The sequence below is a fragment of the Hyphomicrobium sp. genome (assembly GCF_047600905.1).
Classification (GTDB): Bacteria; Pseudomonadota; Alphaproteobacteria; order Rhizobiales; family Hyphomicrobiaceae; genus Hyphomicrobium_B.
The window spans coordinates 2,145,491-2,163,341 of sequence record NZ_JASGKD010000001.1 but is presented as its reverse complement, the minus strand read 5'-3'; the positions used below and the strand labels follow the sequence as shown (position 1 = coordinate 2,163,341).

General features: G+C 56.6%; 14 protein-coding genes. 13 read left to right on the top strand and 1 reads right to left on the bottom strand.

Features of this window, described 5'->3' with window-relative positions; all coding sequences use genetic code 11:
- Positions 1-34 precede the first annotated feature (34 nt).
- The 7 genes from QM780_RS10455 to QM780_RS10425 all read left to right on the top strand — a co-directional run bounded on the left by QM780_RS10455 (position 35) and on the right by QM780_RS10425 (position 8,781).
- Complete coding sequence (locus QM780_RS10455) at positions 35-460, top strand: MarR family winged helix-turn-helix transcriptional regulator (protein ID WP_415072006.1); 426 nt, start codon at positions 35-37, stop codon at positions 458-460.
- A 904-nt stretch (positions 461-1,364) separates the two neighbouring features.
- Positions 1,365-2,822, top strand: a complete 1,458-nt coding sequence (locus QM780_RS10450) for an APC family permease (RefSeq protein WP_415070422.1) — start codon at positions 1,365-1,367, stop codon at positions 2,820-2,822.
- Positions 2,823-2,881: 59 nt separating this feature from the next.
- A complete protein-coding gene (locus tag QM780_RS10445; protein WP_415070421.1) occupies positions 2,882-4,126 on the top strand; it encodes an SfnB family sulfur acquisition oxidoreductase in 1,245 nt (414 codons plus the stop codon).
- Between the two features lie 54 nt (positions 4,127-4,180).
- A complete protein-coding gene (locus tag QM780_RS10440; protein WP_415070420.1) occupies positions 4,181-5,449 on the top strand; it encodes an SfnB family sulfur acquisition oxidoreductase in 1,269 nt (422 codons plus the stop codon).
- Between the two features lie 4 nt (positions 5,450-5,453).
- Positions 5,454-6,827, top strand: a complete 1,374-nt coding sequence (locus tag QM780_RS10435) for a glutamine synthetase family protein (protein WP_415070419.1) — start codon at positions 5,454-5,456, stop codon at positions 6,825-6,827.
- A 17-nt stretch (positions 6,828-6,844) separates the two neighbouring features.
- Positions 6,845-7,924, top strand: coding sequence for a dimethylsulfone monooxygenase SfnG (gene sfnG, locus QM780_RS10430; RefSeq protein ID WP_415070418.1), 1,080 nt, complete (start codon positions 6,845-6,847; stop codon positions 7,922-7,924).
- 32 nt (positions 7,925-7,956) lie between these two features.
- The gene (locus QM780_RS10425; RefSeq protein ID WP_415070417.1) at positions 7,957-8,781 is read left to right on the top strand and encodes an alpha/beta fold hydrolase; all 825 of its coding nucleotides are present in this window, start codon (positions 7,957-7,959) and stop codon (positions 8,779-8,781) included.
- Between the two features lie 166 nt (positions 8,782-8,947).
- Here QM780_RS10425 and QM780_RS10420 read toward each other — a convergent pair whose 3' ends face one another.
- Positions 8,948-10,270 (bottom strand): hypothetical protein, encoded by a 1,323-nt coding sequence (locus QM780_RS10420; RefSeq protein WP_415070416.1) that lies wholly within the window; start codon positions 10,268-10,270, stop codon positions 8,948-8,950.
- A gap of 345 nt (positions 10,271-10,615) precedes the next feature.
- Here QM780_RS10420 and QM780_RS10415 point away from each other — a divergent pair, with 345 nt between their 5' ends.
- The 6 genes from QM780_RS10415 (at position 10,616) to QM780_RS10390 (ending at position 17,850) form a co-directional block, all read left to right on the top strand.
- Complete coding sequence (locus QM780_RS10415) at positions 10,616-11,737, top strand: helix-turn-helix transcriptional regulator (protein WP_415070415.1); 1,122 nt, start codon at positions 10,616-10,618, stop codon at positions 11,735-11,737.
- A gap of 194 nt (positions 11,738-11,931) precedes the next feature.
- Entirely contained in the window at positions 11,932-12,519 is a 588-nt protein-coding gene (gene msuE / locus QM780_RS10410; protein ID WP_415070414.1) for an FMN reductase, read from the top strand.
- Between the two features lie 33 nt (positions 12,520-12,552).
- Entirely contained in the window at positions 12,553-13,671 is a 1,119-nt protein-coding gene (gene sfnG, locus QM780_RS10405; RefSeq protein WP_415070413.1) for a dimethylsulfone monooxygenase SfnG, read from the top strand.
- 82 nt (positions 13,672-13,753) lie between these two features.
- The gene (locus tag QM780_RS10400; protein ID WP_415072005.1) at positions 13,754-14,989 is read left to right on the top strand and encodes an SfnB family sulfur acquisition oxidoreductase; all 1,236 of its coding nucleotides are present in this window, start codon (positions 13,754-13,756) and stop codon (positions 14,987-14,989) included.
- 69 nt (positions 14,990-15,058) lie between these two features.
- Positions 15,059-16,567, top strand: a complete 1,509-nt coding sequence (locus QM780_RS10395) for an APC family permease (RefSeq protein WP_415070412.1) — start codon at positions 15,059-15,061, stop codon at positions 16,565-16,567.
- A gap of 59 nt (positions 16,568-16,626) precedes the next feature.
- Positions 16,627-17,850 (top strand): aminomethyltransferase family protein, encoded by a 1,224-nt coding sequence (locus QM780_RS10390; RefSeq protein WP_415070411.1) that lies wholly within the window; start codon positions 16,627-16,629, stop codon positions 17,848-17,850.
- Position 17,851: the final 1 nt, after the last annotated feature.

Genomic DNA, 17,851 nt, shown 5'->3' with positions numbered 1-17,851 from the left:
AGTGACGAAAGAGAAGCCTGGCGCGCAGCGGCGCATGCTGGGGTCGTATAGGGTCACTGAACAGGTGGGGCACCTGATGCGCAAAGCGTATCAGCGCCACCTCGCGATTTTTCAGGAGAATGCCAGCGATCCCGATTTGACGGCTGTGCAGTTCACCACGCTATGCGCGCTTCGGGACAATGGACCAAGCTCTCAGGCTGAGCTCGTTAAGGCGACAGCGATTGATCAGGCGACGATACGAGGCATTATCGAACGGCTGAAAGTTCGCGGCCTCATAAAGGTGACGAAAGATGTGCAGGATGGCCGCAAGGTCATCATGTCGTTGTTGCCCGCCGGCGAGGCCGTTTTAGATGACATGTATCCGAGGGCATTCCGCATTAGCGAATTGACTGTCGCGAACCTCAACCCTGCGGAGCGTATGGCCTTCACTTATCTGCTTCAGAAGATCATCGATGGATGAGCATTGTCGCCGATGCTGAGCCGCAATTCATCCTCGAATAGATTGGTCGGCATTTTGTGAGCTGCGGCCCCGCTCACCTGATGACGAACGGCTGTTTCGCTTTTCTTTTTCTGTAGAGACGTATCGAAACAGGGAGAGACCTTCAAAGATATGGAATTCGATTTTCCGACGATCTCCCCGGACATTCGCTATAAGCTGCTAACCAGCACGATCGTCCCACGGCCCATTGCCTGGGTCACGACGGAATCGGTAGCTGGGGTGCGCAACGCCGCGCCCTTCAGCTTCTTTAACGCAATGAGTTGCGATCCGGCATTACTTGCAGTCGGAATGATAGCGGGCGCCAAATATTTGTGCCCTTGGCCGAGCCGGAGTTGGCGATCACCCGCGTAATCAGATGCTCGAAGTAATTGTAGGTGTAGGTTTCGACCAAGTTCGTCTGCAAAGAGACCGTCTTCAACCAGTTGGCGTTGTTATAGGTGAAGCTATAAAGATGCCCGACCGTGTGTCGGTTAGGACATTGCCGGCGCCGTCGGCAGTGAATGTTCTCGCACGCCTCAACGGAGGTGTCCCTCCATCATAACGTACTTTCCATTTTGGTTGGATCGAACGGGGGCAGGCCAGCTCGATGAAGCCAGCTTCCCTTCGTTAAGGTTTCAGAGCAGTGGGACACTTGCCGCCGAATAAGGTTCCAATTTTTTCTTGGTTGGGTCGCCGAGAGCCATCAACGAAAATTAGGCCATTCGGAGATTACCGATGCTGCGCACAGTTGTCCGAATGCGCGGCACGCGATGTTTGAAGCTTTGTCCCGTCATAGCTGTCCTTCAGCGCAATCGGATGTCTAGCGCGCGCTCGAAGTGGCTCTGCAAGGCGGCCCATCAGCAAAGCGAACAAGGGAACAATCGGCATGACGACCGCAACGACCACGCAGACAGCACACTTCGAGACCGTCGCAACACGTACCGGAAGTGGGCTTAAGAAAAACTATCTGTCCTTTCCGGAGATAGCAGCACAATCGATCGGCACGATCGCGCCTTCGGGCACGCCGGGGCTCGTCATTTCCGTCGTATTTGCGACGGCGGGGAACGGCACTTGGCTTTCGTACGTGTTCGCGACGATCGCACTTTTGATTGTGGCACTTCAAATCAATGTATTTGCCACGCGCGTGGCAACTCCGGGAGCGCTTTACGTCTATGCAGGGCGAGGGCTTGGGCCCTTTGCGGGTGTCGTTTCTGGATGGGCGCTCCTGATCGGCTATGTATTCACTGCAGCCGCGGTCGTAAACGGTACGGTTTACACGACCCTCAGCGTGTTGCACGCTGCGGGTTTGACAGCCAGCGACCATGCGCTGACGTTCGGCATCGCGATTGTTGCTGCCATTGTCGCTTGGTGGCTTGCCTATCGGGACATTCGCCTTTCCACGCGCACGACTCTCGCGATCGAACTCGCGACGATCGTTCTTATTCTGGCAGTAGTTGTTGGTTACTTTCTGCATCGGGGCGGCATCGTGGATGAGGCTCAGCTCCATCTAGAAGGCGTTGACTTCGAGAAGCTTCGCCTCGGGCTGGTCCTTGCGTTCTTTTCGTTTGTCGGTTTCGAGAGCGCAGCAGTGCTCGGTGCCGAAGCGAAGGAGCCCCATCGGCTTATTCCGCGGTCCGTCATCGTCAGCGTCGTCGGAGTGGGTCTACTCTTTATCGTCAGCGCTTATGCTTTGACATCAGGCTTCCGGGGCGTTGAGCCACCCCTGAGCACCGCTGAAGCGCCGCTCACGACGCTCGCCAACACGTTTGGCGGCGGTGCGATTGGGTTGCTGGTTTCGATCGGCGTGGCTCTGAGCTTCTTCGCCTGCATTCTCGGCAGCATCAATGCCGCAGCGCGCGTGCTTTATACGCTCTCCAATCACGGACTCTTTCATGGCTCCGCGGGCTCGACGCATGTCTCCAACAGCACGCCTCACATCGCAGTAACTCTCGTCGCGCTTATCGCCCTTGGACTGGCGCTCGCGCAATCCCTCAGTGGGTGGGCGCTTCTCGACGGTTATGGGATCCTGGGTTCGATCGCGACCTACGGCTTCCTTGTCTCCTATTTTCTGGTCTCGCTTGGAGCGCCGTTCTATCTGCGAAAAAGGGGTGAGCTGCGCTGGCATCACGTCCTCTCTTCCGGGATCGCGATCGCCCTTCTGGCCGTGGTCCTATTCGGTACGGTCTACCCGCTACCGGCGTGGCCCTATAACATCCTGCCTTATGTGTTCCTCGCACTCCTCGGCATTGGAGTAGCTTACTTCCTCTTTCTCAGAGTTGCGGCGCCGGATCGGCTGGTTGCTGTCGAAGCCGATCTACTTGGGACGGACCCTGCCCGAACCTGAGACGACACGAACCGACCTGGGCGTGCGCCTGGGTCGGTCGCCATCAGTAGGATCAAAAAATGTCGCCACTCTTCAATGTTCAAGACCTTGAACCCGAGCAGCTGCCAGTGCTCGAAAAGCCAATTGGCGCCCACGTCGTCAAAAGTAGCGACGAAGCTATCGCGATCGCGCGAGAATTTGCGGCACGCATTGCTGATACAGCTGCCGAAAGAGATCGAGACCAGCGTCTGCCCGTCGCCGAAATCGCCGACTTTACGAACAGCGGCCTCTGGTCGCTGAATGTTCCTAGTGAGTTTGGCGGCCCGGAGCTATCCTATTCGACGATCGCCCAGGTCATCGCGATCGTTTCGGCGGTCGATCCCTCGATTGGTCAACTTCCACAGAATCATATCGATTTCATTGATACGATACGGACGACGGGGACACCGGAGCAAAAGGCCGATTTCTTCCGTGCAATCCTTTCTGGCGCACGAAGCGGGAATGCATTCTCGGAGTTCGGCAGCCGAACCGCGGCGGATTTCGAGACTAAGATTACTCGCCGCGGCGGCGACTACGTCGTCAACGGCAAGAAGTTCTATTCAAGCGGCGCACTTCTCGCACACATCATTCCTATTACGACCGTCGATGACGAAGGCCGACTGCACATCGCCGTTGCCGATCGCGACACGCCGGGAATAACGATCATCAACGATTGGTCGAGCTTTGGACAGAAGACGACTGCGAGTGGAACTGTCATCATCGACAATGTGGTGCTGCCGGCGTCGAGAGTCCTGCCGACGTATGCATCTCAAGATAGCCCAAGCGCTAATGGCGCAGTTTGCCAGATCGTCCACGCCGCAGTTGATGTCGGAATTGCGCGAGGCGCCATCGACGAGACCATCCGGTTCGTGCAGACGCAGTCGCGGCCCTGGATCGACAGCGGAAAGGACCGCGCAACGGACGATCCATATACGATTTCCGACATCGGTGAGCTGAAGATCGGATTGCATGCGGCCGAAGCACTGCTGTGGCGCTCGGGGCGTATCCTCGACGAGGCAGTTGCCAATCCGACTGAGGAAACTGTGGCAGCGGCATCCATCGCAGTCGCGGAGGCCAAGGCGTTGACGACCGAGATTGCGCTTCTCGCAACCAACAAAATTTTCGAACTGGGGGGGGCCCGTTCGACGCTTTTGAAACATGGGCTGGACCGCTACTGGCGCAATGCCCGCGTCCATACAGTCCACGATCCGGTGCGTTGGAAATATCCAATCGTGGGCAACTACTACCTCAATCGGGCGCATCCGCCTCGGCATTCCTGGATCTAGGCGACAATTGCCGAGAAGCGCCACACGGCAACAAACAGAGCGAGAATACACGACATGACGCTATTTCAGCCCCACTCCGCACTGAACGGCGTAAGCCCGCATCCGACAAACCTTGCAGGCCCGGTATCCGCTCGTCCCGCCAGAAAGGCTGCTGTAATCAAGGACGATGCCGAGGCGATCGCGGTCGCGAAACGCCTCGCGCCGATTTTAGCGGAAGGCGCCGCAGAGCGCGATCGCCTTCGGCATTATCCGTTGAAGGAATTGGATCTGTTTTCCGAGAGCGGTCTTTGGGGCATCACCATTCCGAAGTCTGACGGCGGAGCCGGAGTTTCGCTTGCGACGGTTGCCAAAATCTTCTCTATCCTCGCGGCAGCGGATCCATCGCTGACGCAGATCGCACAAAATCATTTTGAACTCGTCGATGTTATTCGTTCGACGGCGAGCCCAGAGCAGCGGGCCGACCTTTTGGGCGCCATTCTCGGCGGCTATAGGCTAGGCAACGCATTTTCCGAGTCGGGCGGCAAGAACGTCGAAGACTTCTCGACGCGGCTCACGCGCGACGGCGGCGGGTACCGTGTCAATGGCAAGAAGTTCTATTCGACCGGAGCGCTATTCGCTCACCTCGTTCCGATCGTCGCCCTCGGCGAGGACGGTCATGTGGTGGTCGCTATCGCTGATCGAGATAGCCCGGGGTTGACCGTCGTCGATGATTGGTCAGGCATCGGGCAGCGCACGACCGCGAGCGGGACTGTGACCCTCGAAAACGTCCCAATTCCGGCATCACGCGTTCTTCCGGCGCACCTCGTTTACGAACAGCCGAGCGTTGCAGGCCCACAAAGTCAGCTCATTCATGCGGCCATCGATCTTGGAATCGCGGAAGGCGCGATAGAAGCAACGATCGATTTCATCAAGCGTCGCGCGCGACCGTGGATCGATAGCGGCCTAGACAAGGCAGGCGATGATCCCTTCACGTTACGGGACATCGGCGATCTCAAGATCCGACTTCATGCTGCCAACGCTCTGCTCGAGCGCGCCGGCCTTCAGCTCGATGCGACGCTCGTCGATACGACCGAAGACACCATTGCGCTCGCCAAGATCGCCGTCGCTGAAGCGAAGGTGCTAACGACGCAGATCGCTATCCTGGCTGCGAACAAACTCATCGAACTTGGCGGTTCGCGTGCCACGCTGGCGGAGAATGGGTTCGACCGATATTGGCGCGATGCGCGAACTCACACTGTGCACGATCCGGTCCGGTGGAAACCGTTCGCGATCGGCCAATATTATCTCAACGGCGTGAAGCCGCCGTTGCATTCGTGGATTTAAGCCAGTGACGGAGCACAGTCCAATCACACGTCCGCTCGACGAGTTGGAAAATGTCGTGCGCGATAGAGGCATCAACTATCTACGCGTCGAAACTCCCGATCTGCATGGGATCGCGCGTTCAAAGACGGTTCCGATCAAGTGGCTTCGGCCGCTGGCGGGGAATGGTCTAAATTTTCCGTTGCCGCCAGTCGCGCTCGACGTCCAGTGCGAGGCAGTGCAGGGTACCGGGTACCTCGAAGAGCGGGGCTATCCAGACGTCACTCTGCATCCGGATTTTACGACTTTTGCCGTTCTGCCCTACGTACCCGGAACGGCCAGAGTGATTGCGGATCCTTATCACGCCGGGTCGGGCGAGCCGGTATTGGCGGCATCGCGGACCGTCGCATCGAGAGCTTTCAGTAAAGCAGCTTCTTTAGGTTTCGACGTACTTAGCGGCTTCGAATACGAATTCTATCTGCTCGACGCGGAGACGTTCGCGCCTGTAACCGAGTCGGTTCGCCAGTTCGCCTCATTCGACGAGCGCGATCGCCTGCTTCTGTACGAAATTGCAGATGCGCTGTCGGCGTTCGGGATCGACGTCACAACCTTCAATCTCGAATACGGACCAAGCCAGTTCGAGGTCAATTTCGCGCCGGGCTGGGGGCTTCGCGCTGCCGATCAGGCGTACACATTCAAGACAGCTGTCAAGGAAATCGCCGCCAAAGCGGGACGGATTGCGAGCTTTATCACCAAGCCCGCAATCGATCGCAGTGCCAACGGCCTCCATTATAATCTTTCGTTGTGGAGTAACGGACGGAATGCTTTCGCCGATAAATCGAGCGCGGACGGACTGTCGGTGATCGCGCGCCACTTCATCGCTGGGCAGCTTCATCATGCGCCGGCATTGACGGCGCTGTTCGCGCCGACAGTCAACTGTGCCAAGCGGTTTCGACCGCATGCGTTCGCGCCGTTTGAAGCCGACTGGGCGTTCGATAACCGAACCGTGGCTCTTCGCGTCAAGGGCGCGCGCGGTGAAAATGTCCATGTTGAAAATCGGCTCGGGGCCGGCGCAGCCAATCCCTATCTAGTGGCGGCCTCAACCCTGGCTGCAGGGCTCGACGGAATCCGCCGGAAACTGAGTCCGCCCCTGACGAGGGACGCCGGAGATGAGACGACGCGCTTTGCGACATTGCCGACGAGCCTCGAAAGTTCACTTGCGGCGCTAGAAGCTGACGAAATTCTCGCGGCATCGCTGGGCGCAGAATTCGTGCAGGTCTTCACCACGGTCAAGCGTCACGAAATCGCGAAAGCGCGGCGAGCGGTTAGCGGATTCGACGAAGAGTCGTTTCACGACAGAGTCGATCCTTGGGAACTCGCCGAATTCGCCAACGTCCTTTAGTTGAGGCAATCGCCACGATGAAATTCGCATATTGGAGTACCAACCTCGGCGGCGTTCTATTCAGTTCCACTCCCCAAAATGCCGATCCTGATTTGCAGACTCAGATTGAGGTTGCACGGCGCGCAGAACTTGCGGGTTTCGACTATACGTTGGTGGCTGCGAGGTTTCTGTCGACCACGGGCGCGGCCCCGGATCTCTACGATGCGCTGGCTTCGAGCACGGCTATCGCCGTTTCGACAAATCTGCTGAACGTCATCGCCGCTATTCATCCGGGGCTTTGGCATCCGGCGATGATCGCAAAGTTTTCCGCGTGCGTGTCGGCTGCGACGAAGGGGCGATTTCACGTCAACATCATCAGTGGCTGGTTCAAGGACGAGTTCATACGCCTCGGCGAGCCGTGGCTCGATCATGACGAGCGATACCGTCGGTCTGAAGAATTCGTTGCAATCCTCCGAGGCCTGCTCTCCGGCGAGAAGTTCTCTTTTTCAGGCGACTTCTACCGCGTTCGCGATCTAACGTTCCGACCGAGCCCACCGCGCCCAGTCGAGATCTTTCAAGGTGGAAATTCGCTGGCAGCCCGCGCTCTCGCCGCTAGGCAGACGGACTGGTACTTCATGAATGGCGACGACATCGAAGGAGTAAGCCGGCAGATCGCTGAAATCCGGAAGCTCGCCGAGCCGTTGGGCCGTTCGCCCCGTTTCGCGGTCAACGCCTTTGTTATTCTGCGCGACACCGAGAAGGAAGCGGCCAAGGTCCTGGAAGACATCATTGCAGCGGTCAATTCCGATGCTGTCGAGGCGTTTCGCGTTCACGCCCAAGGTGCGGGTTCCTCGACGAAGGATCGCATCGGAATGTGGGCGAACTCAAACTTCGCCAATCTCGTGCAGCCGAACGACGGCTTTAAGACTGGATTGATCGGAACGGAGGATCAAATCCGCGAACGCGTTCGAGCGCTCGAGGCCGCAGGCGTAGATTTGATCTTATGCGGTTTTCTCGATTTTCTGGAGGAGCCAACGCGTTTTGGTGCCGCCGTCATAACGTCTAATCCGTCGCGCGCTTCGGTACGGAACGAAGCGCCGGCAGCAATTTCAACATGAGCAGGCTCGAAAATCGCAAGCAGGTAGAAACGATGTCAACATCCCTCGCGGAACTCGACACCGAGATCGAAACGGATCGACAGTTTGTTCGGCTGAGCAGTGGACTTCGCTATCACTATCGGGAGCGTGACGGGAAAGGTACGCCGGTGCTTTTTCTGCACGGTTATGCTGATTCCTCGCATAGCTTCGCAGCGTTGATAGAGGCATTGGGATACGATGGACCGAGTTTCAATCTGGATTTCCGGGGGCATGGCGATAGCGACGCCGCAAGCAAGTATTCGATCAGTGATCTGACCGCCGACGTAATCGAGTTCATCGCTCGCGTGATCACGAGACCGGTGCATGTCGTCGGTCATTCGATGGGGAGTATCGTCGCGCAGCGGGTCGCGTCTCTCCGTCCGGATCTCATCTCAAAGCTCGTTTTGATTGGTGCCGCGCCGACGGCTGCCAGGCATCTAGGGTTGAAGGAGCTTAGAGCCGAGATCGTGCGATTTGGAGATAGCGTGCCGCGCGAGTTTGTCGAGGCCTTCCAGTGCAGCACCGTTCACGCGCCGGTGCCGGAAGCCGTCATCCTGGGCTACATCGAGCAAAGCCTGAAGGTCGCTAGCAGCGCGTGGCGCGGTGCGCTCACCGGACTTGTCGATGAACCGGCCGATGCGGCGCAGGCCATAGATGCCTCGACGCTCGTGCTTTGGGGCGCGAATGACGGTATCTTCGGTGCAACCGAACAGGCGCAATTGGCGAATGTCATCGCTGATTATCAGCTGATCACATATCCGGACGCGGGTCACGCGCCGCATTGGGAGTTTCCGAAGCGTGTCGCTGCCGATATCGACAAGTTTTTATCGGCCGTATGAAAATCTGATTGTGCCTAGCCACCCGAGATTAAAGAACCGTGACCTAACAAGAGCCCATGAAATCTCGAGCACCTTTTACGTTTTGAATGCGCATGGATTCGGCGCAAATTTCAAAGAGAGCTCTCGTATTTGGAAAGGACAACTTTCCTGAACCCAACGGCTGATTTTATAGATCTTCGCCATGCCACTTTTTATGATGGTGGGTATGCGTGGGGAGGTATGCTCCGGGCTTGAACAGCGTATCATAGTATTCGGTATCGAGATGATGAGCCTGCAGGTACATCAGGATGTAGACAGACGGTACCGTCGCTGGGAACTTTCCAAACGTATCGTACATATATTGCGCCTGTAATGCGACGAGACGCTTAAAGCGTTCATCATGGAGCTGCGCGCTGGCGCGCACAGTCGGGCTGTCCTTCCAAGGTCCGGGCGTTTCTGGATTGAATGGGCCACCTGGACCGAATTTGCGAGCCACGAGTGCTTCGACTGCTTGGCGTAGGTCTTTGTAGTGCGGAGGCGTAAACGCGCGAAAAACGCCTTCGAGGCCCGTTGGATTTGGTTGCGGCCATCTCGGATCAGTATCGAAACGAAAGCCAAGTCCCGGAACGTCCGGATCTCCGCTGGCACCAAGAATAGTCAGGCGGTCGATTCCATCGTAGATCCATCCCCCAAGACCGAGCGCTTGCAATAGTAGTTGGCCGGCAAATGGCCCAATCGCCAATTCAGCCGAAAGCTCAGCCAACGAATATTGATCAAGGAAAGAGAGAGGATAAGGATTGTCGACATCGACAATGTCTCGGAATTCTTCGATCCCAGGTATCTTCCGTTTGTTGATATCGTCGTAGATCGTGAAACCGTTTTGAGCATAAAACGCAATGTTCAGCAGGACATGTTGGGCGAGATCTCCCACGGGAAAAATCAGGAGCGAGCCCGGTGCATTACCTACCCATGTATTATGACCTTCCATATATGGCTCGCGGTTCGGGATATAAATTCGCTTATCTGATAACTTGCGAATTTGAGACCTGTGGGCCGCTAGCAAGCGTTCGAGTTCAACGTTTCCGTTTTCGCCGCGTTCGACGGAAACTGCACCATCTCGCGTCTGGAAGATGTAAGTGCCACTGTCATCTGTAAAAAATACTTCGGCGGTATGAAAGCCTGCCGCCGAAGGGAAGGTTCTCCCACCTGCTGCACCGGGATAGTTTGAGAGATGCGGCGCATAACGATCATGGCGTGTAACGCTTTCATGCCATCCCGTCTTCCCCGCGACCGTTGTGACAAGTAACAGCCTCTCAAGTTCCGACAGAGGTTCTGGTTTAAAACGGGATTTGTACTTGAGCGTGCCATCCGGAATTTCCGCTCCACGAAAAAACCGACGCGAACGACGCTCGAAAATCGCTGATGTCAGAGGATAGCGGACAAGTTCACGCAATGCTTCGCGCTCGTGGTCCGCGATATGAAGTATTTCTTCGTCGACAGATCTTTGCATGTCATTTTCAACTGAGTTTGAGGGCATATTTGCAATGCCTATTCCGCCCTGACTTCCAGGCAAGAGGCTGTATCTGCGCTAGAGACGTATCGAGATAAACTAGAGATCGGCGCCAAAGACCCTAACGAAGAAATACTGCAAAGCACTCTCATCAGGCGCGGAATATGAGGGCCGCTGCCTAGGAAACCACCTGATAAATTCTCAAGATGCACAATGCGTAGTGTCTTTAACCTCGGAAAGCGCGCGGGGGCGCATCTCATTTATATGCGGAGGCCCAATGCCTCCCTACGAATAACAAACTGAAAATTTCTTATTTCGCGCCGTCCCGCGAAGCTGCTAGCTCCTATGGCCCAGCATTCGCCATCAAAGAAGGGATTGAGCGAGTTTGGCGGTTGGTGGTCCCACCAGCAACCATCCAACTTGCGCTTCTATGGAATGATGACGGCGTCCGGCACCTCAACAACAGCTAGCTGGTACGCCACGTTCGGAGCGGCGGCGAAATCCGTAGGATCGTCCGACTTCTATAGACAGCTTTTGAGGTTGTTGGGTTGCGCAATCCAGCACGACTACGTGTTCGCGGTTCGCTACGGCAAAGCCAATACAACCGATGTGCTCCATACGACCGGGCATCCTGATTTCATCGTCGAACAATATCGGACGATATTTCACGAGGTCGACCCGTTCGGAAACTACTGGCGGAAGACAAGCAGGAAGGGCTTTGTAAGGTCTTCCGAAGTGATCAACGACACGGCGGAGACCCGTCTTTACACAAGCGTATTTCTAAAGCGCGCGAAAATCATCGATGAAGTTGGCATCGTCCTCCCGGCGCCCGGAGGTTCCTGCATTGCGCTATTTCTCGAGAGCAAGTCGATTGGCTTTTCGGAAGGTATTGGCTCTCGTATCGACGAATTGTTCCCGGCGATCGAGGGTCTTCATCACGCCCATTTGGCGCGGACCTATGGAAAGCTAAGCAGTATCGCGAATGACAATCGAAGCGTCGACGTGCTTCCCATTGCCATTTTCGATCGGCATGGAAATGCAATTTACCAAAGTGCGAGTTGGCGGGAGGCTGAAGCCGCCGAACACAAACTCGCGCGTTTGAAAAATGACATTCGAACTTCCGGCCGAGCTTACGTTCGCGTTTCCGACAGCATGCGCCTGCGGGTGATCCCACTCCTCGACGATTTCGCAATCGCGCCAGGAGGACGATTGTGCGCTTTGGATTGGAAGCCAGCTGATCCAAATGAATTCGCCGCGGAAGCGGAAAAGCTGTCGCTTTCCCCGCTTACCAAATTGGAGCGCGACGTGCTTTCTCTTGTTAAGCTATCAAAATCATCCGGCCAAATCGCGAGCGACCTTCGAATCGCAAAAGGCACGGTCAAGAACTACAAGCTGCGACTATATCGAAAGTTCGCCGTCAATTCCGAGCGCGAACTCATCGGGCTGTTGGCTAAGATAAGGCTGTGAAGCCATCGCCGCAGACAGTTCGTGCACACGAGCCATACTCTGAAATTCATATACGAACATAATATAAGCCGGTTTTACCGGCGTTTTCGCTGCAAGTGCCATTCGGCATCATTGCCTCCTGCCCGCTCCGAGACATTAAATCCTCTTACCTAACTCAGCGCATCAAGCGCCGCGTTTGCAAGAGCAAAGAGGAAATGCCATTGTCACTATCTGTTGTGGGAATATCGGGAAGTCTCTCTGAGCCCTCTCGCACGTCGGGGTTGGTGTCCGCAATCCTCGACGCGATAGCGAGGGAGACGAACCTCGATACAGTAAAAATCGATCTTTCGGCGTCCAGTGCCGGGCTGTTTGCAGCAAGCAGCCCCGCAAAGTTGAGCGCAGATGCGCGCGCCATCGTCGAATCCGTTGAAGATGCCGATTTACTCGTCGTTGGATCACCGGTCTACCGCGCATCGTACACCGGCGCCCTGAAGCACCTCTTCGATCTCGTTGATCACAAACGATTTGCGAGCAAGCCGGTGATTTTGGCAGCGACCGGCGGAAGCCCGCTGCATGGCCTCGTCATCGAACATCAGCTGCGACCGCTGTTCGGCTTTCTTAACGCGCTCACCTTGCCGACGGCTATTTATGCCGTCGAGAGCGACTTCTCGAATTATCTCCTCACGAACGACGCGGTCCGCGAACGGATCGATCGCTCGGTTGCAGAGGCTGTAGTTCAGCTCGCTCGCTACCAATCTCCGCAATCAATTTCTGCATCAGTCGTCGCGGTTTCGAACGCGTAATCACGGCTGCAATTGCACTGGAGTGTTTTTGAAATGACGACCCTGCAACGTGAAAATTCCCAGCCGCGCGATGGGCTCAAGTTTGCCTACTGGGTGCCCAATGTTTCGGGTGGCCTCGTTATCAGCAAGGTCCCGCAGCGGACGCGATGGGATTATGAGTACAATCGCGATCTCGCGCGCATCGCCGAAAAGTCCGGTTTCGACTATGCGCTCAGCCAAATTCGCTTCACGGCCGGCTATGGTGCCGAATTTCAGCACGAGCCCGTCGCATTCAGCCAGGCGCTTCTGGGTGCAACCGAACGCCTCAAGGTGATCGCAGCGCTCCTTCCTGGACCTTGGACGCCTGCGGTCGCCGCCAAGCAGATTGCGACAATCAACAATCTCTATGGCGGTCGTATCGCGGTCAATGTCGTCAGCGGCTGGTTCCGTGGCGAGTTTGCAGCCATCGGCGAACACTGGCTCGACCACGACGAGCGGTATCGCAGGTCTGAAGAATTCATTCGCGCCTTGCGCGGAATATGGACGGAAGACGACTTCACTCTGCGCGGCGATTTCTATCGCTTCAACAAGTTCAGCATGAAGCCGAAGCCGGTTGATCCCCAGCCGGAAATCTTCCAAGGCGGCTCCTCGCGCGCCGCACGAGATATGGCATCGCGTGTTTCCGACTGGTACTTCACCAACGGCAACACGCCGGAGGGGCTGCAGCAGCAGGTCGATGATATTCGCGAAAAGGCGACCGCTTACGGGCGATCGGTCAAAGTCGGACTCAACGCATTCGCAATCGTGCGCCAGACCGAAACGGAAGCACGTCAGGTTCTCGAAGAAATCATCGCGGGCGCGGATCCAGAAGCTGTCAAAGCGTTCGCGCATGAAGTGAAGAATGCCGGCAAGGCATCGCCCGAAGGCGAAGGGAATTGGGCGAAGTCGACGTTCGAAGATCTCGTCCAGTACAACGACGGGTTCCGCTCAAATCTCATCGGCACGCCACAACAGGTGGCGGAACGCATCATCGCGCTCAAGGATGCGGGCGCCGATCTCATCCTTCTCGGCTTCCTCCATTTTCAGGAAGAAGTCGAATATTTTGGGCGCCACGTCATTCCGATCGTGCGCGAACTCGAGGCCTCTCGGCGCGTCCTTGAGGCCGCTCAATAGCCCGTGACCATCGAAACTCAATTTCAATGAAAGCGCCCCAAAGGCCATCTGATAGGATTGAAAAATGAACGCAGCAGATGTCATCGACGTACCCAAAACCAACCCTGAAGCCGTTACTGCGCTGCCTTGGCCGACAAAAGTCGCCCACGTCATCAAGTCCGACCAGGAAGCAATTCAAATCGCGCAAGAGCTGGCGGCGAAATTTTCTCAAGGCGCATCCGAGCGCGATCGAACGCGGCGCTGGCCAGTTCAGGAGTTGGACGCTTTCTCGCAGAGCGGTCTTTGGTCCATCAACGTTCCGAAGAAATTCGGCGGGCCGGACGTCTCGTACGTGACGTTGGGTAAGGTGATCGAGATCATATCGGCCGCCGATCCGTCGCTCGGGCAGATCCCACAAAACCATCTCGGCGTTCTCGCAGCCATTCGCACGGTTTCCGACGAGGACCAGCAGCGCTTGCTGTTCGATCTGGCCTTGCGCGGCGTGCGGTTCGGCAATGCGTTTTCGGAGTTCGGTTCAAAGAAGGCGGCCGAATTCGAGACCAAGTTTACCGACGCCGGCGACCATGTGATCGTCAAAGGACGAAAGTTCTATTCGAGCGGCGCTCTTCTTGCCCATCTCGTTCCGATCGTCGCTTTGGACGATCAAGGCCGTGCCTGGTACGCGATCGCTCGACGGGATGCACCGGGACTTTCCGTCATCGACGATTGGAGCAGCTTCGGACAGCGCACCACACTCAGCGGCACCGTTACCCTCGACGATGTGCGCGTGCCGAAGGCATTCCTCGTGCCGGGCTTTAAGGGCTACGACAAGCCCACCGCCGATGGCGCGATTTTTCAGATCATTCAGGTCGCCGTCGATACGGGAATTGCCAAGGCGGCGATCGACGACACGATCGCGTTCGTGCGAACGAAATCACGCCCGTGGGTTGATAGCGGCATCGATCAAGCCTCGCGTGACCCTTATACCATTCATGCGGTGGGCGATCTTGTTTTGCGATTGCATGCCGCCCAGGCGCTTCTCGAGAAGGCGGGTCACACCGTCGACGAAGCGGTCGCCAATGCAACAGCGGACACCGTTGCTCGAGCTCAGATCGCTGTTGCCGAGGCAAAGGTCCTGAGTACAGAGATCGCGATCGCGGCAACGAACAAGTTGTTCGAGCTTGCGGGAACGCGGTCGACACTTGCCGAGCACAATCTCGATCGTCATTGGCGGAACGCGCGGACGCACACGCTGCACGACCCGGTTCGCTGGAAGTACGCGATCCTGGGCGATTACTTCCTTAACGATATCAAACCGCCGCTCCACGCCTGGAGCTAGGCACCAGTCCTTCGCGCACCACAATCCACTGACTATCGATTTAAGGCCCATCGCCCCAAAGGAACAGCCATGTCCATTTCAACCCTCGAAAGTCCGCAGATTTCTGCGGAAAGTTCTCAATCAGAAATGCGCCGTGTCATCACCTGGAAAGATGCGTTCTGGATCACGGCTGGTGCCTCGCCTTGGATTCTCTTCTCCATCGGCGCCATGGCCGACACGCTCGGCACGGCATCAATTCTGGTGTGGGCTATCTCATCGGTCATCGGCTTCGTGCAGCTCTTTTTGTACGCTGAGTTGGCCGGCGTGTTTCCCAACAAGACAGGTGGCGGGTCCGTCTATGCGTCAGTCGCGTGGATCAAGTACAGCAAGTTCTTCGCTCCGATAAACATGGGCGCCTACTGGTTCGGAACCTCAACGTCGTTGACCGTTCTGGCTTCGCTATGCGGGAGCTACATCATCTCGGCCTTTCTTCAAGGCACCTCGTTCGCAGCCTTCTCCGTCACTCTGCTCGACCTGTCGTCGGTGTTGCCGGGGATCGTATTCCAACTGAACGCGACGATCATCACCGGCATTCTTGTTCTGCTGTTCGTATTTGCGCTTCAGCACACAGGCATTCTCCGGGCGGCGAAAATTCAGCACATCATTGCGCTCTTTGCGCTGATACCTCTGGTCCTGATCGCCATCGTTCCGCTTTTTAACGGCACGATCAACTACGCGAACTTCAAGCCGTTCGAACTGAAGGGAGGCGTGAACTGGTTCAGCAAAGAGGGTCTGACGCTTTTGGCCGGCGGTTTGTTCATCGCAGGATGGAGCACCTACGGTGCCGAACAGGCAGTCTCGTTTGTCAGTGAATTCAAGGACCCTCATCGCGATAACATTCGGGCAATCGTGTCGACCGGGCTGATCGCCTTCGTGTGCTACGTGGTGTTGCCGTTCACATTTCTCGGAGTGCTCGGTCTTAAGGCTCTGACCCAACCCGACTTCGTTGCCGGGTATACGCAGCAAGCGGTCGCCGAACTCGCGACCACGACCTTTGGCAGCAAGGCCGCCGAGGTTGTGACCATCGTTCTGATCCTTGCACTTTTGCTGTCGGTCGGAACGCTGTTGGCTGTCAGTTCGAGAACTCTATATCAGGGTTCAGTTGACGGCGTTTTTCCGAAATTTCTCTCACGGCTCAACGGTCACCGCGCCCCTGTCGCTGGAATGTGGGCGGACATCGTCGTCAACGGAGTTCTGATGTTGCTCGGCGCGCCGCTGTTCGTTCTGGCGGCCGGAGCCGTCTCCTACCTTTTGAGCATTTCGATGGACCTCGTCGCCGTCAAGCTATTGCGCAGCCAATATCCGACGAGCGAGCGCCACTTTCGAGCGCCTGATTTCCTCGTAAATTATGTCGGGCCGGCTCTCGCCCTCTTCAACCTCGGGCTCATCTTGTTCGGCGCCAACACCTTCGCACCCAACGCGCTTTTCTATGGCTTGGGCGTGTTGGTCATCGTCGTGCTCCTCTTCGTCTATCGCCACTACATCGTGGATAAAGGCGAGTGGCCGGAGCGCGCAAAGAAGGATCTCAGCATCCAATAAAGGACCCAAACGCTCAAGTCAGCCAGATCAATCCGAGAAAATTAAAGCAGGAACGTTAGATGTCTCTCAACACAACTCGCCTCGTTGTTGCCGCCGATGAGGACGGTGGTTGGGACTACGGCACCGATCGCGGGCCGTATTCCAGTTTCCACCTCGCCAACGGTGCCAAGTACTGCGTGTATAACAATCGCCTCATGCCGGTGACGCAGAAGATCGATCGAATCGACGGCTATTGGGCGCTTCGGCAGAAGGTAGCTCTGTTCGATACCGGCGAGCGACCGATCGAAATCAAGGGACCCGAAGCCGAAAAGCTCGCCAACAAGGTCTTCACACGAAACATTTCGAATCTGAAGCCCGGACGCGCTGCCTATTCTCTGCTCTGCTATCCGAACGGCACGTTGCTCTGCGACGGTGTGTTGCTGCGCTTTGCGGCAGACCACTTCTGGTTCGTTCAAGCTGACGGACCGGTATTTTCCTGGCTCATTGCTCAGAGCGAAGGCCTGGACGTTAAAATTTCCGATCCCCGCTCATGGGTCGCACAGGTTCAAGGCCCGGCATCTCTCGACATTTTGAACGAACTCGTTGACGGCGGCATTCCCGACGATTTCAAATATTTCGCAGTCCGCCGAGCAAGGATCAAAGGACAGAACGTCGTTATAACGAGAACCGGCTGGACCAACGAACTGGGCTTTGAATTCTACACCTTGCCGGACGAGCCTGGCTACGACGGAGAAGCGCTATGGGGCGCCGTGCTCGAAGCGGGCCGCCTTCACGGATTGCAAGTGAGTGGCCTCGATTCAATGGAAATCCGCCGGATCGAAGCAGGCATTCTCAACAATGGTTCGGACTTCGACAATTCCTTCACGCCGTTCGACGCGGGGCTCGGCGCTTATGTCGACTTTTCGAAAGATCACTTCATTGGAAGATCGGCTCTTGAGACCGCCAGCCGTGAACCGCGCCTGATTGGGCTCATAAGCAAATCGGGCGAACCGTTGCGCCAATCTCACGTAACGGCGAACGGCAAAGTCCTCGGCTTCGTTACGGCGGCGGCCTATTCGCCGTATCTCGATGCGGGAATCGCGATCGTCCGACTGAACGAACCCATTGACGAAGACAGGCGCGTGACGGTCACTGGCCGCGATCTCAAGCCCCACGCAGCCGTGCTTTCAAATCTCCCCTTGTATGACAAGGAAAAAAAAATCCCGCGCGGTTTGGCGGTCGACATTCCCGAACGGCCACCTGTCGCACTACGGACGCCGGTTAGCCTCCCAATCCTAGAGTGAG